Source organism: Chitinophaga sp. (assembly GCF_019236475.1).
GTDB lineage: Bacteria > Bacteroidota > Bacteroidia > Chitinophagales > Chitinophagaceae > Chitinophaga.
In genome coordinates this window covers 202,532-220,896 of the sequence record NZ_JAFAIX010000003.1, presented here as the reverse complement: position 1 = coordinate 220,896, position 18,365 = coordinate 202,532, and the positions used below count along the sequence as shown (strand labels likewise).

General features: G+C 45.6%; 18 protein-coding genes. 7 read left to right on the top strand and 11 right to left on the bottom strand.

The genetic code is table 11. From position 1 onward, the window contains the following. Position 1: 1 nt before the first annotated feature. Positions 2 to 709: a DUF2490 domain-containing protein gene (locus tag JO154_RS03080; protein WP_291941742.1), complete on the top strand. Its 708-nt coding sequence runs from the start codon at positions 2 to 4 to the stop codon at positions 707 to 709. Positions 710 to 855: 146 nt separating this feature from the next. Here the strand turns inward: JO154_RS03080 and JO154_RS03075 are convergent, their stop codons facing one another. Next, positions 856 to 1,710 carry an NAD(P)-binding domain-containing protein gene (locus tag JO154_RS03075; protein WP_291941741.1) on the bottom strand — a complete coding sequence of 285 codons (855 nt, stop codon included), beginning with the start codon at positions 1,708 to 1,710 and terminating at the stop codon, positions 856 to 858. Between the two features lie 17 nt (positions 1,711 to 1,727). After that, complete coding sequence (locus JO154_RS03070; protein WP_291941740.1) at positions 1,728 to 2,489, bottom strand: SDR family oxidoreductase; 762 nt, start codon at positions 2,487 to 2,489, stop codon at positions 1,728 to 1,730. A 138-nt stretch (positions 2,490 to 2,627) separates the two neighbouring features. Between JO154_RS03070 and JO154_RS03065 the strand changes: the two genes are divergently transcribed. Continuing rightward, the gene (locus JO154_RS03065) at positions 2,628 to 2,999 is read left to right on the top strand and encodes a helix-turn-helix domain-containing protein (RefSeq protein ID WP_291941738.1); all 372 of its coding nucleotides are present in this window, start codon (positions 2,628 to 2,630) and stop codon (positions 2,997 to 2,999) included. 6 nt (positions 3,000 to 3,005) lie between these two features. On the opposite strand, the gene JO154_RS03060 is transcribed toward JO154_RS03065, so the two are convergent. Further along, the gene (locus JO154_RS03060; protein ID WP_291941737.1) at positions 3,006 to 3,278 is read right to left on the bottom strand and encodes a hypothetical protein; all 273 of its coding nucleotides are present in this window, start codon (positions 3,276 to 3,278) and stop codon (positions 3,006 to 3,008) included. A 130-nt stretch (positions 3,279 to 3,408) separates the two neighbouring features. On the opposite strand from JO154_RS03060, the gene JO154_RS03055 reads away from it, so the two are divergent. Further along, positions 3,409 to 4,776: a S8 family peptidase gene (locus JO154_RS03055; protein ID WP_291941735.1), complete on the top strand. Its 1,368-nt coding sequence runs from the start codon at positions 3,409 to 3,411 to the stop codon at positions 4,774 to 4,776. Here the strand turns inward: JO154_RS03055 and JO154_RS03050 are convergent. The 3 genes from JO154_RS03050 to JO154_RS03040 all read right to left on the bottom strand — a co-directional run bounded on the left by JO154_RS03050 (position 4,773) and on the right by JO154_RS03040 (position 7,755). Further along, positions 4,773 to 5,624, bottom strand: a complete 852-nt coding sequence (locus JO154_RS03050) for an aldo/keto reductase (protein WP_291941733.1) — start codon at positions 5,622 to 5,624, stop codon at positions 4,773 to 4,775. The genes JO154_RS03055 and JO154_RS03050 overlap by 4 nt on opposite strands. A gap of 162 nt (positions 5,625 to 5,786) precedes the next feature. Next, a complete protein-coding gene (locus JO154_RS03045; protein ID WP_291941732.1) occupies positions 5,787 to 6,821 on the bottom strand; it encodes a fatty acid desaturase in 1,035 nt (344 codons plus the stop codon). A gap of 52 nt (positions 6,822 to 6,873) precedes the next feature. Beyond that, positions 6,874 to 7,755, bottom strand: a complete 882-nt coding sequence (locus JO154_RS03040; protein ID WP_291941730.1) for a lysophospholipid acyltransferase family protein — start codon at positions 7,753 to 7,755, stop codon at positions 6,874 to 6,876. 284 nt (positions 7,756 to 8,039) lie between these two features. Between JO154_RS03040 and JO154_RS03035 the strand changes: the two genes are divergently transcribed. Then, positions 8,040 to 8,621, top strand: a complete 582-nt coding sequence (locus tag JO154_RS03035; RefSeq protein WP_291941728.1) for a Crp/Fnr family transcriptional regulator — start codon at positions 8,040 to 8,042, stop codon at positions 8,619 to 8,621. 10 nt (positions 8,622 to 8,631) lie between these two features. Here JO154_RS03035 and JO154_RS03030 read toward each other — a convergent pair whose 3' ends face one another. Genes JO154_RS03030 through JO154_RS03015 form a run of 4 tightly spaced genes read right to left on the bottom strand, consistent with a single transcriptional unit; the run spans position 8,632 to position 11,268 of the window. Further along, positions 8,632 to 9,246: a dienelactone hydrolase family protein gene (locus tag JO154_RS03030; RefSeq protein WP_291941727.1), complete on the bottom strand. Its 615-nt coding sequence runs from the start codon at positions 9,244 to 9,246 to the stop codon at positions 8,632 to 8,634. A gap of 13 nt (positions 9,247 to 9,259) precedes the next feature. Beyond that, positions 9,260 to 10,195, bottom strand: a complete 936-nt coding sequence (locus JO154_RS03025) for a ring-cleaving dioxygenase (protein WP_291941725.1) — start codon at positions 10,193 to 10,195, stop codon at positions 9,260 to 9,262. 19 nt (positions 10,196 to 10,214) lie between these two features. Beyond that, a complete protein-coding gene (locus JO154_RS03020) occupies positions 10,215 to 10,538 on the bottom strand; it encodes a hypothetical protein (protein WP_291941724.1) in 324 nt (107 codons plus the stop codon). A gap of 10 nt (positions 10,539 to 10,548) precedes the next feature. Then, positions 10,549 to 11,268 carry a pirin-like bicupin family protein gene (locus JO154_RS03015; RefSeq protein ID WP_291941722.1) on the bottom strand — a complete coding sequence of 240 codons (720 nt, stop codon included), beginning with the start codon at positions 11,266 to 11,268 and terminating at the stop codon, positions 10,549 to 10,551. Positions 11,269 to 11,571: 303 nt separating this feature from the next. Here JO154_RS03015 and JO154_RS03010 point away from each other — a divergent pair, with 303 nt between their 5' ends. Next, positions 11,572 to 13,947 (top strand): ABC transporter permease, encoded by a 2,376-nt coding sequence (locus tag JO154_RS03010; RefSeq protein ID WP_291941720.1) that lies wholly within the window; start codon positions 11,572 to 11,574, stop codon positions 13,945 to 13,947. A gap of 122 nt (positions 13,948 to 14,069) precedes the next feature. Here the strand turns inward: JO154_RS03010 and JO154_RS03005 are convergent, their stop codons facing one another. Then, complete coding sequence (locus JO154_RS03005) at positions 14,070 to 16,835, bottom strand: TonB-dependent receptor (RefSeq protein ID WP_291941718.1); 2,766 nt, start codon at positions 16,833 to 16,835, stop codon at positions 14,070 to 14,072. 273 nt (positions 16,836 to 17,108) lie between these two features. Here JO154_RS03005 and JO154_RS03000 point away from each other — a divergent pair, with 273 nt between their 5' ends. Together JO154_RS03000 and JO154_RS02995 are read left to right on the top strand one after the other, a co-directional pair. Next, entirely contained in the window at positions 17,109 to 17,513 is a 405-nt protein-coding gene (locus JO154_RS03000; RefSeq protein ID WP_291941716.1) for a hypothetical protein, read from the top strand. Positions 17,514 to 17,546: 33 nt separating this feature from the next. Further along, on the top strand, positions 17,547 to 18,341 hold the full coding sequence (locus JO154_RS02995) for a hypothetical protein (protein ID WP_291941714.1): 795 nt from the start codon (positions 17,547 to 17,549) through the stop codon (positions 18,339 to 18,341). The last annotated feature ends 24 nt before the right edge of the window (positions 18,342 to 18,365 follow it).

Sequence of the window (18,365 nt, the reverse complement as noted above, 5' to 3'; positions counted from 1 at the left end):
GATGCGGAAGGTTCTTTTAATTTTTGTGGGATGGATATTGTTGGGATTAACTGTAAGCGGACAGGTAAAGGATAACCTCTGGACCAGGCTTACCTTACAAACAAAGCTCAATGATAAATGGGACGCAGCGCTGGAATTCCAACATCGTAGGCAACATCCAGAGAGTGATCCGCTGTTTTCCAAGCCATTGATGTACTCCATCCGGCCATGGATTCATTACAAAGTGAATCCACATTTTTCACTGTCTGTATCGCCACTGGCTTGGTATCAGCAGCATCCGGTTTTACTGACAGCACATGATCTGTCAAAAGATCCGATGCAAGAGCTGAGAAGTACATTGGCCATCAGTTATCAAACTGGTCTTACAGAGAAGATGAGTTTTCAATCTCGTGTAGGCGTTGAGTATAGGAATTTTTCTACCGGCCAGCAAGTATTGCGCACAAGGCTCAGAACAGGGTTGCAGTATGCTTTTTCGAATAATGTTTCACTGAATGCGTACAATGAAATGATGGTAAATCCGGTGGGTGTAGCACCAGGGCATTTTTTTGATCAAGATAGACAAGCGATATCAGGAGTGCTAAAGCTTAATCAAGCAGTGACATTAGAAGCCGGTTATATGCATGTCTACCGTAAATTACCGGCATACGATAATGTTATGCAGGAGAATAATTATTTCGTGCAGTTCAATATTTCGTTACATGCGCGTTAAGTATTTATTTTCAAAAGCAAAGGGAAATGACGTCGCAGACGTCATTTCCCTTTGCTTTTTTCGTCGTCCCGGCCCAGCGGGCCAGGACGACAGGTGGGAGATTTTTTGCGCCCACTGGGCAGGGGCAACAGGCGGGAGCGTATATTTTATCTCATTAATTTAATCATCGCAGCAAATCTTTCTTTGCCGAAACCTGCGGCTCTTCCTTGGTTTAACTGTTCCAGTGCAAAGGCAGGGAACGGCGCTGTGATGGTGGATTCTGCGGCATGTCGTTGCATCAGTTCAAAACAATAAGCACATATTTCCAGTGAACTGAGCGGCTGACTGAATTGACTTTTTTCAATATCATGTCCCACTTCTTGCACCATTTCGGCCAGTACAGGAGATAGTGCTGCAATGGTATCGCCGAGGGCTCCTACAGGAATACCCTCTGCCTCCATGATACGAGCGCCGTGCAGGAATCCGAACTGCATACCAAACATAGTAGACAATATCGCGAGATCCCATGCAGCGGCTGCACCAACCGCTGGCCCCATATACACTAGGTTTCCGGCCAGTGTTTTCAAAACGGCTTCTTGTTCGCGGAATATTTTTTCATCCCCTGAGAAGAAAATGGGGGTAGTAGGTTGTCCCATTTGTGGAGGAGTGGCTAGGATAACGCCATCCAGGTATTCGGCGCCTCTGGCGAGGATGTCCGTCTGCATTTCACGGGCATCTGCTGGGGTACCACTGCTCAACTGAATAATAGTTTTTCCGGTGAGGTCAAGGCCAGCCAGGATGTCGTTGCTGGCTTTGTAGTCTACTACACAAAGTATAATCACTCGACTATCGGCAACGGCTGTATGAACGTCCGGAACATATTTAGCGCCTTGGGCTATGAGCCCTGCTGCCTTTTCTTTTGATCTATTCCAAACGGTCAGGGATATATTATTTTTAACCATTAATTCCCCTAAAACCGATCCCATGGCTCCTAAGCCAATCAATGTGATGTTGTTTCCCATATCTATTGTTTTTTTGATTATTGTGGTAGTGTGAGTCGGTGAGAGAGGCCTCCGTCTACCGTAAGTTCTGCTGCGGTGGTGAAGGTGGCCTCGAATGCGAGGAATTTAACGGCTGCGGCTACTTCCTCCATTTTGCCGTGGCGCTTTAATGGCGTGATATGATTGCCCAATTCTTCGAAAGCTGCCAGTTCCTGTGGCGTAGCCCCATAAACACCCATGGTAGGCGTACTAATGAAACCCGGGCTAACGGCATTTACGCGAATGCCTTTAGGGGCTAGCTCCGCCGCTAGTACACGCATAAACGCAGTTACTGCTGCTTTTGCTCCCGCATAAGTGCCCATGCCGGCATATCCGGAATTATTGGCAATAGAAGTCGTAAAGACAATAGCGCCATGAGGGTTGATTAAGGGAGACATATGTCTGGCTGCAAAGAAGGCGCCCTTGGTGTTGATGTCAAATGTTTTGTTATAACTAGCTTCCGTTACCTGCGAGAAGAGCTCCAATATAGAGTAACCGGCATTGACATGCAGTAAATCAATTGTTCCGAAATGATCCGCTACAGTGCGACTGAGCTTTTCAATATCGGCGATATTGGAGGCGTCAGAGCGAAGGGCTAGGGCCTTGCTGCCCAGTTGCTGCTGTGCTGCCGCGATTCGTTCCGCATTGTTGCCAGTGATGATCACGGATGCGCCGAGGTCTATAAACATCTTGGCAGTGGCAAATCCCATTCCATGCGTTCCGCCTGTGATAACTATCTTTTTATCTTTGTAATCCATCATGTTGAATAATTTTTCACAAAGGGAGCGATTTCCGGGAGGTCTGACAATATGGGAAAAAAGTTACAGGTATGGATAATTTTTTCCATACCCTCCATTTTCCGAACATATGGTAAATTTGTTCCAGTAAAACCTAGTAAGATGTACGAAAAGAAAATACCGAAAGACTTTTCCTGTGGCTTTAGTGTACTGATGGAGATCATCGGTGGGAAGTGGAAATCCTATCTACTGTACCTCATTTATAACGGCGTGCACCGGCCTAATGAAATGCATAGAGAGATGCCCTCTGCTACCCGTAGGGTATTGAATATGCAGTTGCGAGAACTGGAATTTCATGGCATGGTGAGGCGGGTGATTTACCCGGAATTACCACCGAGAGTCGAATATTTTCTGACCGAATTTGGAGAATCCCTGTTGCCGGTGATTTTTGAAATGAATGCCTGGGGGAATAACCACCTGGAAAGATTCCAGAAACTGATTGCTAGCAAGGAGCTAGTGGAAGAGGAGGCGTAATGTAGATTAGCTGTTGCTGGTTAGGGTTTCTCCAATGTCTGGCTTTCGGAGGAGGCCATCAGTACTGGTTATGCTGAAGAAGTAGTAAGGGCGGTCGGCAATTAATGCTAATACCTTTTTGTCGTGTAATTGCTCCTCGATTATCCAGTGGTATCCAGTGGTTCCAGTAAGCAAGGTTCCAGGAACTGGAATCACATCTGTACATGCAATTATGATGAAAATTCTCCCTGAAACGGAATAAAATGACTCGATAACCGAATAGGTATGCTTACTTGACATAGGTGTACAGTTGGTAACTGGTGAAGATGTTGTCTCCCTAAAGATAAATGAAAAGTTAATCCTACTAGAAAACTTACCCAATTCTTTCATCTCATTATTCGCGAATTTCTCCTAGATTTAAATAAAAAAGATGTTCCCCCATCGCCTTCTGCCTAAGCCAGCATTACTATTGTTTTTGCTTGTTTTTTGCGGTACAATTGCCTGTGCTCAGACACAATCCTGGTCTTATGCAGATCCGGCTACCGACTCGATCGCTGGGATTAGCTTGGATAAAGCGTATGAACTATTGAAAGGTCGTATAGCCAAGACCGTTATAGTAGCAGTGATAGACAATGGATTCGATATTAATCATGAAGATTTGCAGGCCGTTATCTGGACGAATAAAAAAGAAATACCGGGCAATGGCATTGATGATGACCACAATGGTTATGTAGATGATATCCATGGTTGGAATTTTCGCAGTACGAAAGAGGGGGTGCTGGTGCCGGATGAGCAAGCAGGTTATACGCAGCTATATGCCGATTGGATCAATAAATACAGGGGAAAACAACCGGATAGCCTGTTGAATCCACTTTATTTCGCAGCTCAGCAAGCATACTTGGCAAAAATTCGTTCTGGACAGGATTCCAATGATGTGAAATATGCTTGTAACCTGACATATAACTCCAGTAGCCTGTTGGGCGATAAGCGGGAGGGCCCTTACGATCATGTTTATGGTAGCCCGATTATTCCTGCGGTGGCGGCTCTCAGTCACGGTACGCATGTAGCGGGCATCATCGGTGCGGTGAGGGATAACGGGAAGGGGATAAACGGTGTGGCGGATCATGTGCTGATTATGCCTATTGTAGCCACTACGCAAACCGGCGATGAAAGGGATAAAGATATTGCCAATGCCATTCGCTATGCGGTAGACAATGGCGCACAGTTGATTAATATGAGCTTTTCCAAAACATTTTCTTCTCATAAAAAAGTCGTGGATGAAGCAGTGGAGTATGCGGCAGCACATGGCGTGTTGATTTTTCATGCGGCGGGAAATGATGGCATGAATGACGATAGTATTCCTTATTATCCGGTGGCTACGTATATGGATGGCCGTAAGGCGCCTAATTTTATTACCGTAGGTTGGAGTCGTTCTAAATTTGATTACAGGCTAGCGCATCCTTATTCCAATTATGGGAAGTCGAAGGTAGATTTCTTTGCGCCTGGCAGTGATATCCTATCAACTGTGCCGGTAAATTCGTATGGGAGTAAATCTGGCAGTAGTATGTCAACGCCATGTGCTACGGGCATTGCCGCCTTGTTGCTGGCTTATTTTCCTGAATTATCAGGGGAGCAGGTAAAGGATATCATGATGCGTTCTGTTTTTAAGCCGGCGAATATGGTCAATAGGCCGGGCACAAAGGAGTCCGTTACCTTTGATCAGTTATGTGTGAGTGGCGGTATTATCAATGCTTGTAATGCGGTGAAAATGGCCATAGAACTAACGCATAGCCATTAAATATCCAGCTTTCGGCCACCGATGAGCTTCACCATATCGGGATCACGGTGATCGAAGAAGCTACTGGTATGTTGGTCCAGCGTGGCTATTTGATGCATATCAGCGGTGCTGAGTTCAAAATCAAAGATGTTGAAGTTTTCTATGATGCGTTCTTTGCGTACAGATTTGGGGATCGCCACTACATTGCGTTGAATCAGCCAGCGTAGCACTACTTGGGCAACGGATTTATTGTGTTTAGCGGCTACTTCCATCAATATTTCATTTTCGAACATATTATTTCTACCTTCCGCAAAAGGGCCCCAGGATTCCATTTGGATTTGGTGATCCTGCATAAAATGTTGTGCTTCTGTTTGCTGATGGAAGGGATGTGTTTCCACTTGGTTGACAGCAGGGGGAATTTCTTGGTGGATCAGCATATCCATGAGGCGGTCTGATTGAAAATTACTTACTCCAATAGCCCGAATTTTACCTTCTTTATAGAGATCCTGCATATCTCTCCAGGCACCGTATACATCTCCGTAAGGCTGGTGAATGAGGTAGAGGTCAATGTATTCCAGTTGGAGGCGATGCAAGGATTTCTCGAACGCTTTGCGCGTATGCCCATCGCCGGTATCTTGTACCCAGAGTTTGGTAGTAATGAACAGCTCCTCCCTTCCAATTCCAGCACGTTTTATAGCCCTTCCTACAGCCTCTTCATTCCTATAGGCAGCGGCAGTGTCTATCAGGCGATATCCGGCCTTTATCGCCTCCAAAACGGCCGTTTCGCATTCCATTGGATCCGTCACTTGGTAAACGCCAAAGCCCAGCATGGGCATGGACACACCATTGTTGAGAGTAGTATACTGCATAAGCTACCTGTTTAACTGGATTTCTTAATGAATATAACACTTTTAACGATGCTTGGTTTGTAAATCTGTGAGGCTGTTTTTGTACCGGAACCGTGTCTCCCTAAAATAAAATACGCTTCAGGATTCTCACCCTGAAGCGTATACGAAAATTCAATGTATTTCTCAGCCTGGAACAATCACTTCTTCTGGCTCCATGATGCCGGATAATACCGGGGCACAGGAACGGATTTCTTTCAGGCCTATCATTTTTTGTTGTTCCGGGTCCCAAACTTTCAGTCGGAAACAAGCGCGGATATCGCGGAAACGGAGGGAGGTTGTTTTAGCAGTTTGCAATTCAGTCATCTTCGCCATCGCTTCCGGTAAGCGGTAAAACGGAATACGCGCATTCAGATGGTGGATATGATGGTAACCGATATTAGCCGTAAACCAAGCCATCACAGGGCTCATCTTCATATAGCTGGAAGAGAGCAGGGCGGCTTTATCGTAGCACCATTCTTGGTTCACACTGAACGATACCCCCGGGAAATTATGCTGGGCATAAAACAGGTAAGCGCCAATGCCGCAGGCAATGGTGAAAGGAATAACGATCATTAGCAGCCAGCTTTCCCAGCCCCAGAAATAGATAACAGCCACACTGCCAGCCAAGTGTATGATCAATGCCAGTAAGGAATCTATATGTTTACGGGGACTGCTTAAAAAAGATTGCACGCACATACCCAGCATGAACATGGACAGGTAGCCGGCAGCAATCGTAAGCGGATGCCTGCTAAACAGGTAAGCGCGCTTTTCCGCAGGAGTGGCCGATTCAAATTTCTTACGAGTGAAAATAGGATAGGAGCCGATGCTGGCACTAAACAACTTCGAATTATGCTTGTGATGATAATCGTGCGAACGTTTCCAAATGCTAGTAGGCGCCAGGATATATATCCCGAAGATGGTCATGATACCCTCTGCTAGCAAGGACTTATTCAATATAGTATGGTGCTGGTGGTCGTGGTAAATCACAAACATCCGGACAATCAATAAACCGGACAACACACTGGCGAGTATTCTCAATGCCAGGAATGGTAGCGTTACCGTGCCTGATAATGCCAGGATCAATAACAGGAGTGTAGAGCAGGTGTATAGCCAGCTTTTGGCTCTGTCTTCGCATGCAAACGGCTTGGTAGCCAGGATTAGATCTTTTCCCTCCAGCATAATAGGTCAGTTGAAATAGTCATATGAATAAAATAGAAACAAACGGGTACAGTTAAACATTGGCTGGGCGTTTATGCTTCCAGCGCTTGTGCGACCACAGCCAGGTGGCTGGTTGTGATACGATATCTTCTTCCAGCTTGCGTGTATGCGCAACTGTTATATTTCCGTCTTTTTCATCGGAAGGTGTGGCAGTAAGGATTTCAGCAGATACGGTGTAGTAGCCTCTTTTCAATCGTTGTACTGTCACATACACTACCGGGTAATTCATTTTTTGTGCGATCTTTTCCGTACCCTTGAATACCGGCGTATCCTGGTGCAAAAAGCGTAACCAGTGGGCGGTATCGGGTTGTGGCGCCTGGTCTGCAATAAATGCAGTGGCATTCACTTCTCCGCGGTTTTGTACAATTTGGCGGAAGGTATCCTGCATGGCAATCAGCTTCGTGCCAAAGCGGGTGCGCATGCGGTACATCAGTCCGTTGAAGTGTTTATTGGCGAGGGGATGGTAGATCACATATAATTGCTGTTGGCAGAGAATGCTGAAGGTGTTGCCTGCCCATTCCCAATTGCCTTTATGGCCCATCACAAGGATGACGCTCTTTTTCTCCGCTGCCAGTTGGTTAAACAGGGCCACTGTTTCCGGGGTAAAGCTACAATGCTTTACCATCGAGGCTTTACTGATGGTCAGCGTTTTGAACGTTTCCAGGAACAGATCACAGAGATAATGGTAGAAATCCTTGCAAATACGTTTTAATTCTGCCTCACTTTTGTCCGGGAATGCATTGCGGAGGTTTTGCATCACCACTTTCTTACGGTATCCTATGCCGTAATACAACAGGGCATATACCCCGTCAGAGAGCAGGTAAAGCAGCGGAAAAGGCAATAACGACAGCGCATAGATCAGCGGCAGCAACAAGTAATAGACAATTGTAGGCAATGTGGCACAGATTTTATGATGCTTCTCGAAGCATTATTGAAATGATAAATATATAACTTAAGGTGTATATTACCTAGCGTGTTATACAAAATACAACTTTTTTCATCCATTTAATAGCTGATTTAGGTAATACTGTACTAAATTTCATGAGATTAGCCCCTGCCAGGCGCAGATTTTATGCGGCTTTGCAGACAGGAAGTGGTCCCTACTAAAGGATGACACGCGAGTTAGGACTTACCCCTATGAACAGGGTAAAAATTTTATTTCTATATCTTTATAGTGTAATGTACGAACAAATAGACCAATTTACCGATCAATGTATTTCCCTCACCCCTGAAGAGAGGGAGTACTTTCATTCCCTGCTGAAGTTTAAGAAAGTACGCAAACGTACTTACCTGTTGCAGGAAGGGGAGATATGTGATTTTGAAGCCTATATCGTGAAGGGATGTATCCGTACTTATTTTCTCAGCGATGATGGGACGGAAACCATTTTATCATTTGCGATTGAGAACTGGTGGGTCAGTGATCTCTACAGCTTTACAGAGCAGAAGCCTTCTAATATGTTTATTGAGGCATTGGAAGATAGTGAGCTACTGCTTATCGATCATAAAAGCAAGGCACTGTTATATGAGCGGGTACCGAAGTTTGAAACCTTATTCCGGCTGCTGGTGCAGCGTTCGTTGTTTGCGCTGCAGCGTCGTTTTCATAGTCTTGTTTCTCAAACTGCGGAGCAACGCTACCTGGCCTTCCTGGAAAAATATCCGGATATCGTACAGCGCGTTCCTCAGAACCAGATAGCCCGCTACCTGGGCGTTTCCCCGGAATTTCTTAGTAAAGTGCGCAGTGGCATGCATAAAAAAAAGTAAGCCCGAAGGCTTACTTGAAAACTAATTTATTGGCCTGATTGATTTCTTCCATCGTGATGGTATGTCCCATCTGCGGGTAAATGGTGGCAGTTACCTCCGCGCCCATGCTTTTCAGGATAGTGGCAGATTCCTGTACTCTAGCAACTGGTACGTGAAAATCCGGATCACTGCTGCCGATATAGATTGGCGTTCCTTGGAAATTACCTTTATAATTTTCGTTATAGATTTTATCTCCAATTAATCCGCCGGTAAAGGCTACTGCGCCGCCGTATTTATCGGCATTCCGTGTGATATATTCCAAGGTCAGACAAGCGCCTTGCGAGAATCCTAGGAAATAGATATTTTCTTTTTTGATACCTGCTGCTACCGCTTTATCTACGGAGGATTGTACATGCTGTAAACTCTCTGTCAGCCACGGTTCATTCTGGGCAGTAGGGGCCATGAAAGACTGCGGATACCAGGTATTTCCTGATGCCTGTGGCGCCAGCAGTGCATATTCCTGTACTTGCAGGTGAGGAGCCAGGGTAAGAATATCCCTGGCAGACGCCCCACGTCCATGTATCATGATCAATGCCTTTTCTGCGGAAGCCAGCGGCTTGCCCGCTGTGTATATTTGTTTTTCCATTATTAAGTTCTCCTTACTTTAACACGGGTAATACTTTTTCGATTTCTTCTCTTGCTGGTTCATACTGTTTTGGCAGTCTCAATGAGGTGCCCAGTTTATCCAAAGGCTCATCTACGGTGAATCCTGGATTATCTGTTGCGATTTCAAACAATACGCCTCCTGGTTCTCTGAAGTAGAGCGAATAGAAGTAATCACGGTCAATCTGCGGGGTGATCTTCAAACCTTTGGTGAGAATTTTATCCCGGAATTCCATTTGTACTTTTTCATCGGCTACGCGAAATGCAATGTGGTGGTTGGTACCAGCGGCATTGTAACCTCTTTGTCCGTCTGGATCTGCCAGCAAGTCGATGATGTTGGCGTTTTCAACGGCATTGGTTACAAAGCGGTAACGGTTGCCTTCTTGGCCTTGCAGGCTATAGCCGAATATATCGGTTAGGATTTTTGCAGTAGGCTCAATAGATTTCAATGTAAGCGTGGTGCTGTGGAATCCTTTGGTAGCGGTTTCCTTCTTCACTTCTGCTGTTTCCCAAATGCTGCGGGTATCGTTCGTTTTAGGTTCTATGAGACTCAGTTTAAGTCCGTCAGGATCTGAGAATACAAGGAATTTTTCGCCAAATCTTTCCTGTACTTCTTCAAATGGAACGTTAAAGCGGGTAAAGCGGTCTTTCCAGAAATCCAGGCTGCCAGTAGGTACACTGTAGCCAATTTCGGTGGCCATGCCGGTACCGTTTTTACCTTGATCAATACCTTCCCAAGGGAAGAAAGTCAGGATAGTACCAGGAGCGCCCTGTTCATTACCAAAATAGAAGTGATAAGTACCAGGATCATCGAAGTTGACAGTTTTCTTTACCAGTCGAACGCCTAATACGTTTGTATAGAAATCCAGGTTACGTTGTGCGTTTCCTGCGATAGCGGTGATGTGGTGTAATCCTAAAATATTGTTGTTCATGATAGTTATTTTTAATGATTTATTGCTGTTGTAAATTTTCAAATTCTGCGCGCACTTCATTTTCTAAGAGTCCGCTTCCGCCGCCATAGTGGCGGATAATACGGGTAAAAAGCTCTTGCTTTTCTATGGCTGCGCGAATAATGGCTTCGTCCTCTGGAGTTACACCTACGCCGAGTAATACGCCGTCGTAAGGGTATTCGGTTAGCTGTTGCAGTCCTTCTTCGAGCGACAATGCAATGGTGCCGTGCCATCCGGAGTGGCTATTCATCAGTCGGTGTAGTACCTGCATGATTTCAGGATGATAGCCTATCGCGAGTAAATGCAGTGATAATTTGTCTGTCATGGTCGTACAATTAAAAGGTCATTGGAACATCTGTTACGAGTATTTCCGCTTCCGGACTATTGATCTTTCCGCTGAAAGCGTTGGTATCAGTGATGCCCAGCGCATCGCCAGTTGATAATTGATGACCATCTATTTCAATACTGCCATTCATTACATAAACATAAGCGCCATTGCCGGATTGTTTGACCTGGTATTCGAATTCCCGCGTACTATTGAAGATTCCTAAACTCATCCAAGCTTTTTGTTGTACTGCAGCGGTGTGTACATCCGCTGTTGGTGCGATGAAGGCGGAAAATTGATTTTGAAATGCGTCCTTATTCAATTGTAGCTTCGTGTATTTCGGTGTAACATTCAGTGCTGATGGATATATCCAGATCTGTAAGAATCTTGTTTTTGCAGTTTGTTCATGGTTGTATTCGCTGTGGAATACGCCGCTGCCGGTGCTCATCACCTGGATCTCTCCTGCTGTAACAACTTGTTCGTTTCCTAGGTTGTCTTTATGGATGAGGCTACCATCCAGCGGGATGGAAATGATTTCCATATTATCGTGTGGATGTCTGCCAAATCCTTTGCCGGCCTGGAGAATATCATCATTGAAAACGCGTAGTGCGCCGAAGTTCATTCGTTTTGGATTGTAGTAATCCGCAAAACTGAAGGTCTTCTTGCTGTCCAGCCAATCATTGTACTCATGGTGGCGACTGTCTTCTTTATGATAAATATATTTTGCCATCGTTGTGCTGTTTTGATGATGTAAAATTGCAACAGTTTCGGCTGACGGGAAATAACCTGGATTAAGAAATGGTCTTAATCTAGATTAAGATTTTTGGGCTCCGAGGGTATGACGTGGAAGAGATGGGTATCGGGAGACACGAGTCTGGCGGGGCGGAAAGAGCAAGTAGATAATTTGGGATCAAGGTCTTTTGCGCTCATCATCAGTAGGAGAGCGGCTTTTGCGTAGTAGGGTATTTCATCTGCATGAAAGTTTTGTAAATTAAAGCAGGCGGTAACATTTGTAACCCTTAAAACCCTCCTTATGTTTAAGCATAACCTGCATCTTATATTCCGACAATTCAAACGATTCAAATCGGTTTTCGTCATTAACCTGGTAGGCTTGTCTACGGGCTTGGCGGCTGCCATATTGATTTTCCTCTGGGTGAATGATGAAGGCAGTACCGACAAGTTCCATCATAACAGTGATCATTTATTCCAGGTGATGGTGAACACTACCCAGGATGGACGCATCACCACAGATGAAGGCACAGGTGGGATACTGGGTGAAACGTTGGAACGTGAAGTGCCGGAAGTCGCTTCGGCTGTTACAACTGCTCCTGCAGCCTGGTTCCAGAAATTCAATGTGTCATTTAATACGCATACTCTTAGTGCGAAAGGCAATTTTGTAGGCAGTAGTTACTTTCAGGTATTCTCTTTTGAGTTGTTGCAGGGAGATAAAAGTCAGGTGTTATCTAACAAGACCGGCATCGTATTGTCTGAAACCCTTGCTAGGAATCTGTTTCACACAACGGATAATATTGTCGGAAAGGTGATTGAATGGAAATGGGCCTCATTTACGAAGCAATGTATTGTAATGGGTGTTTATAAGGACATGCCTTTTAATTCGACGCAACAATATGATTTTGTATTGCCACTGGATGCTTGGAAGGATATCGTACCTGCCACCAATGACTTGGCTGGCGGACCTTTTCGGACTTATGTGGTGTTGAAAGATGGTACCAACACAGCGCCTGTTCAGCAGAAGATAAGTTCATTTATCAGTGATAAAATTAAAGGCAGTAACGCCACTTTATTTTTACGGAACTATGCGGATGCATATCTGTATGGGAAATACGAGAATGGTAAACTGGCGGGTGGCAGAATAGCATATATCCGATTGTTTATTATCATCGCCATTGCTATTCTCCTCATTGCCTGTATCAACTTCATGAATCTCTCTACAGCAAGGGCTTCCGGCCGAATGAAAGAAGTAGGCGTAAAGAAAGCCTTGGGCATCAAGCCGTATATGCTCATGGTACAGTTCCTTGGAGAGTCTGTGTTGATGAGTTTTATATCCATGATCCTGGCCATCCTATTGATGTTGGTGTTGTTGCCACAGTTCAATCAGATCACGGGAAAGCATTTGCGTTTTGGCTGGCATCCAGGACTGCTGGCTGCCATCTTAGGCATTACGTTGCTGACGGGCTTATTGGCAGGCAGTTACCCGGCCTTTTACCTGTCGAGCTTTAAGCCAGTGATCACGTTAAAAGGGAAGTTGATAAGTTCTGTTGGCGCGTTATGGGTGAGACGCGGGTCTGTGATTTTTCAGTTTGTCATCTGTGTTTTGTTTGTGAGTGCTATGATGGTGGTGTATAAACAGATCCAATATGTACAAACGAAAGACCTAGGATATAATAAAGAAAATGTCGTCTATTTTGAGCTGGAAGGGCGCGCGGCAGCCCAAAGAGACGCTTTCCTGGCGGAATTGAATAATATGCCAGGGGTAATAGGCGCTTCGAGTATACAGCAAAAAGTGATTCTTCCTAGTAGCGTTCCTAATAGTGTTATTCAATGGGATGGCAAGAATGCTAATGGCGACATTCGTTTTTGTGAGATGCCAGTCAATTACGGCCTCTTAGAAACCCTCGGCATTCAGATGGCGAAAGGGCGTGCTTTTTCCCGGCAGTACTCTACAGATATGGGTGGGATTGTACTTAACGAAGCGGCCATCGCTGCCATGAATCTTACAGGAGATCCGATTGGTAAAATCGTGAACCTAAACGGAAAGGATACACGCATTATCGGTGTGAGTAAAAACTTTCACTTTAATTCCCTGCATGATGAGATCAAACCATTTATTTTCCGTCTCTCTCCAGATGAAACGATGCTCGTAATGGCACGTATCCAAGCGGGCAAAACGGCTGCTACAATACAACGCGTCGAACAATATTATAAAGACTTCAATCCGGGTTATACTTTTGATTACCAATTCCTGGATATGGCGTATCAACAGCAATACGCGTCTGAGCAACTGGTGGCGTCTCTCGCGAAATACTTTACAGGACTGGCAATTATCATTTCCTGCCTAGGATTGTTTGGCTTGGCGGCCTTCACAGTAGAACGCAGAGCTAAGGAAATAGGCGTACGTAAAGTGATGGGGGCTACGGCTGCGAATATCGTATATCTCCTCTCCATCGATTTTACGAAAATCATACTGGTGGCCATTGTGTTGGCATTGCCACTCAGCTATTTCGTCACCAGAAATTGGCTTGATTCTTTTGCCTATAGGATACATTTATCTGCAGGCTACTTTGTCGCAGCAGCAGTGATAGCCTTGCTGGTGGCCTGGTGTACGATTGGATTACAAACGATTAAAGCATCGAGGGTAAACCCGCTGTTGTATTTGAAAGAAGAGTAGATGCATTTGAGATTTACTGCTTGTCGCCCCTGCCCGCTAGGCAGGGGCGACAAAAAAATAAGGGAATGGGGTGACGTCGCAGACGTCACCCCATTCCCTTATTTTTTTGATACAGCTATTATTTACAGATTCAATTCTAGCCGCGCAAAGAGGAAGCGGCCATTGTAGCCGAATTGCGTAGCTCTTCGACTATACAAGAACTGGTTATTATTGGTATTATTAGGGTTTTTAACCAGATCTGGATAGATATCAAACACGTTATTGGAACCGATACTAATCTTCAACGCCTTTATCAGCTTGTATCCTATGGCCATATCGGTGACTACTTTTGGATGGTAGGTTTGATAGAAATTAGGATCCACCGTAGCTTCTTCTACACTTCCGAAGTATACATTCCGTACGAAGGCATTGAATTTCCTGATATTATAGGAGAGAGTCAGGTTAACTTTTTCGCGGGGCACGCTGCGTTCTAGGTAGATGCGACTAGCGCGACTGAAATAGATATTCTCTTTCCCCACCAGTTTAGGCGAAGCCTTTACAGGCCCTACTTGTTGGGTATTGGAAACGGTGGCGGCCAGGTCTGCGCGGAAGTTGCCTTCACCTAATTTAGTGCCGTAAGAGAATACCAGGTCAATACCTTTTGTTTCAGAGTTGATCGCATTGGCAAAGAAGGCGGCCCTATTGGCATTGGCCTGTTGCAACAGCAGATATATCTCTTTGTCGGTAGCGGATGCGTTAGGGGCATTACTACCGGAGAACTGATCGGTATATACCACGCGGTCATCAATGCGCGTGAAGTAGCCATCAACGGTCAGGCTGAATTTCCCGAACTGGCCGGTGAGGCCGGCGCTCATACTTTTGGATTTCTCCGGTTTGAGTTTAGGAATGCCGAGTAATTCCGCAGGGCGACTATCATTCGTAAAGGTACCTACTTCATATGGTTGTCCGTCTACGAAAAGAGTGGCCGTATTGGAGAAGTAGCGTTGATGCAGGGAAGGTGCTCTGAAACCGGTGCTGGCAGAGCCTCGCAGGGCAAACTGTTCACTCAGTTTATACCGGGTGGTCAGTTTACCGGTTAGCGTAGAGCCGAAGTCGTTATAGTTTTCAAACCTGGCCGCGGCCCCTACGAGGAAACGGCTATTGAAATTCAGTTCCGCATCTACATAGGTGGCAATGGCACTGCGGGTAGCATCTACTGCATTTTCTGGCCGGAAGCCTGGAAATACTTGCGCACCGCCGGGGCGAGGGGTACCATCGGGACCGAACTTCGTATTAATAGGGCCTTGCGGGTCTGGTACTAGGATAGGATTACCTTGTCCATCAACGCCCACCTGTGAGGCGCGACCATAATCCGTATACGAGTTTACGCTGCCTGGAATCAGTTTATACCGCTCAAAGCGATGTTCTGCGCCAAAGCTAACATCCAGTCCACTCAGTACCTCCAATCGGCGGGAGAAATCCAGGTTGGTGGTATTCTGCGTAAACACAGGGCCTCCGGCGGTGAAGGTAGTAGGAGAACTTTTTCCCATAGAAGCATTCAGGGAATTGGCAACGGTAAATTTGAATTCATTTTGTCCCCATGCATTGCTGAGATCTACTTTCCATTCGCCCAGGTGGCCGCGAATACCCATGGCCAGGGAGCGATCATAGATATCAGAATGTATTTGCGGGAGGAATCCCAGCGGATAAATATCGATGATATTTCGGCTATCGCTGGGCAAGCGGTATACACCGGCCGCTTCCCCATTGCGGTATCCGAGTCCGCCGAAGGCATAGATTTCCGCCCCATTTTGAAGGGGTACGCTCGCGTTCATAAACACTTGGCTACCGCGTAGTCTGGATTGGCCTGCCCGCATGCGGATATCGTTCCGGGTGATATTATTAGCTACCAGGAAAGAATCCGTTCTGTCGATGCCGCCGGGATATGTTTTGTAGATAGGGCCTACCCAGGGGCCGGAGCGGTTTGTATAGTTGCGGTAATCGAAGGATGCGCCCACGTTGATGTATCCGCCTTTTTCTCCTAATGGCAATCCGTAGTTGACAGCCGTTTGCACGGTTTGTCCGTCGATGCCGTTATCTGCTTTTGGAGTGACATTCGCACCAGTAGTAACGTTAACGGATAAACGATTGACGGTGCTTTTCAGCACGATGTTGATGACGCCGGCGATGGCATCGGAGCCGTATTGGGCTGCGGCGCCATCACGGAGGATTTCGATGCGGTCGATGGCAGCAGTAGGGATACTATTCATATCTGTACCTACAGCGCCGCGGCCGAAGGTGCCGTTTACATTTACGAGTGCTGTATTGTGGCGGCGTTTGCCGTTTACCAGCACTAGCACTTGGTCGGGGCCTAGGCCGCGAAGAGAAGCCGGATCGATATGATCTGTACCATCTGCCACTGTTTGTGTACCGGAGCTGAAAGAAGGCGCAACGTAGTTGAGGATTTGGTTAATGGTTACCTGAGGGGCATCCGATACAATACGTTTTACGTCAATCACGTCAACAGGTACAGGGGTTTCCGTTTGTGTACGTGGAAGATTGCGGGAGCCGAGTACTACCAGTTCATTGATGGTAGCGCTTTCGCTCAGGGCCACATTCAGTTCCAGTTGTTGTCCGGAAACCAGTGTGATGGTTTTGTGTTGCGCAGCATAACCAATGTAGCTGATGCTAATCGTGTAACTGCCTGGTGCTACGGTAAGGGTATAGTTGCCAGTACTGTTAGTATAAGCGCCTTTGCTGGTATTTTCCAGGTGTACGGTCACACCTTGGAGAGGGCCTTTGCTATCAGTAATTTTACCATAAATGGTAGCTGTTTGGGATCGGGCCTGGCCTACAAAACATAGCAGGCATGCCCAAAGGAATAGGGGCCGAAGTAACGGGGTTGGCATAGTTTATAGATTTTGTTTTCTTATAAATTACAAATAAAAATTCGCAATAACAGTGAGTATTTCAAGGGTAGGATAGGTATCATAACTAAATCGGGCGTAACTGCATTTACGTTGCAGTGGACTGTTAAAATACCGCAGGACGCGTGTCTTCCTAAACTAAAAATTTGCTATTCTAATCATTCAATTGCAAGTGGTTATGTTTATTTTTTTATATTGCGGGAAATCTAAACAGCATATTTCTAACCCAGCATCATCATCCATTATCTTGCTTGCATGAAACCAGATAATATCGAGATAGACCAATTAGTTAAATCATTTTTCAGTGTGTTCACTAACGTAAATGGGCATACGCCGGATTTTACTTTAATCTTCCAGCTCTGCATTCCAGCAGCAGTGATTATCAAGAAATCGGGGCTCCAGGAAGAGATCTATAACCTGCAAACCTTTATTGCGCCTAGGAAACAGCTATTGACAGATGGTAGGCTCACCGATTTCGAGGAGAAGGAAACCAGCGGCATTACGCAGGTGCTGGGCAATATTGCGCAGCGAACGTCGAAATATGTGAAGCATGGCCTACTGAATGGCGCTGAATTTTCCGGACGTGGGAATAAACTGTTTCAGTTCATCAAAACAACTACTGGTTGGAAAATAGCCGCAGTAGTATGGGAAGATGAGTAATAGCCATAAGCCATATCAAAAACCGAATCATCCATGACACACCAACAAATAGTAGATAAACTGGCAGCCAAACGACTGGTACAATCCATAGACGAAGATCTGTCCAGGCTTGTGTTCAATGCCATGAGCTTTCATAAGAACGACACGGTAGCACAATTTTCGTATATCCTTTCCCCGTTAATGCGGCGATGGAATTGTGTGCTGCAGGCCGATAGAGAGATCTCCCTGGATTACCGGCACAAAACCTCGTTGGCTTTGGCCGTACTGTTGCATAAATATGGTTTCGCGGATAAAACCATTACGGATAGCGCCTTGCAGGCCATTGATGCGTTAAATAAAGGTGTTGTTTTAAGTGACGATTTTTTCCGAAAGTCTGATGATATCAAGGCATTCATTCAGTCGACACCCGTTTCATTGAAAAAGAAACCTTCTTACGCGGAAAGTCTGACCTTCTATCGGGGAGAAGACGTTATTTCTTTTCAATTAGAGAACAAGTATTATGCGGCTTATATTCATTACATACAAGGTGTGAATGAGAGCCCGGTGTTGGAGTTTTATGACGGCATATTTGATAGTGTACCGAGTTTGGCTATGCTGGAAGGGTTGCCCGCGAAAGGGGCTATTTTTAATGATGGTAAGTCTAGGATATCATTGTACGCAGTTCCTGGCATGAAGTTTCTGCCGGATATGGCTGGGCAGGTGCAGTTGATAAGCGCCAGTGTGAAGCATAAACCTTCCAATGCGCATTTGATAAAGCCTGATTGGGAGTACACTTTGTCGGATTTGTTTAATTTACAGAAGACTATTCAGGGGATGTTTGGAAAATGATATAGGGAGACGCGTGTTGCACGA

What these genes read in the sequence shown, in the direction of transcription:
- JO154_RS03050 (WP_291941733.1), bottom strand. Translation starts at nt 5,624, where the DNA reads ATGCAGTATACTACTCTCAACAATGGTGTGTCCATGCCCATGCTGGGC.
- JO154_RS03005 (WP_291941718.1), bottom strand. Translation starts at nt 16,835, where the DNA reads ATGCCAACCCCGTTACTTCGGCCCCTATTCCTTTGGGCATGCCTGCTA.
- JO154_RS03045 (WP_291941732.1), bottom strand. Translation starts at nt 6,821, where the DNA reads ATGCTGGAGGGAAAAGATCTAATCCTGGCTACCAAGCCGTTTGCATGC.
- JO154_RS03080 (WP_291941742.1), top strand. Translation starts at nt 2, where the DNA reads ATGCGGAAGGTTCTTTTAATTTTTGTGGGATGGATATTGTTGGGATTA.
- JO154_RS03000 (WP_291941716.1), top strand. Translation starts at nt 17,109, where the DNA reads ATGAAACCAGATAATATCGAGATAGACCAATTAGTTAAATCATTTTTC.
- JO154_RS02995 (WP_291941714.1), top strand. Translation starts at nt 17,547, where the DNA reads ATGACACACCAACAAATAGTAGATAAACTGGCAGCCAAACGACTGGTA.
- JO154_RS03035 (WP_291941728.1), top strand. Translation starts at nt 8,040, where the DNA reads ATGTACGAACAAATAGACCAATTTACCGATCAATGTATTTCCCTCACC.
- JO154_RS03030 (WP_291941727.1), bottom strand. Translation starts at nt 9,246, where the DNA reads ATGGAAAAACAAATATACACAGCGGGCAAGCCGCTGGCTTCCGCAGAA.
- JO154_RS03055 (WP_291941735.1), top strand. Translation starts at nt 3,409, where the DNA reads ATGTTCCCCCATCGCCTTCTGCCTAAGCCAGCATTACTATTGTTTTTG.
- JO154_RS03060 (WP_291941737.1), bottom strand. Translation starts at nt 3,278, where the DNA reads ATGTCAAGTAAGCATACCTATTCGGTTATCGAGTCATTTTATTCCGTT.
- JO154_RS03015 (WP_291941722.1), bottom strand. Translation starts at nt 11,268, where the DNA reads ATGGCAAAATATATTTATCATAAAGAAGACAGTCGCCACCATGAGTAC.
- JO154_RS03025 (WP_291941725.1), bottom strand. Translation starts at nt 10,195, where the DNA reads ATGAACAACAATATTTTAGGATTACACCACATCACCGCTATCGCAGGA.
- JO154_RS03020 (WP_291941724.1), bottom strand. Translation starts at nt 10,538, where the DNA reads ATGACAGACAAATTATCACTGCATTTACTCGCGATAGGCTATCATCCT.
- JO154_RS03070 (WP_291941740.1), bottom strand. Translation starts at nt 2,489, where the DNA reads ATGATGGATTACAAAGATAAAAAGATAGTTATCACAGGCGGAACGCAT.
- JO154_RS03075 (WP_291941741.1), bottom strand. Translation starts at nt 1,710, where the DNA reads ATGGGAAACAACATCACATTGATTGGCTTAGGAGCCATGGGATCGGTT.
- JO154_RS03010 (WP_291941720.1), top strand. Translation starts at nt 11,572, where the DNA reads ATGTTTAAGCATAACCTGCATCTTATATTCCGACAATTCAAACGATTC.
- JO154_RS03065 (WP_291941738.1), top strand. Translation starts at nt 2,628, where the DNA reads ATGTACGAAAAGAAAATACCGAAAGACTTTTCCTGTGGCTTTAGTGTA.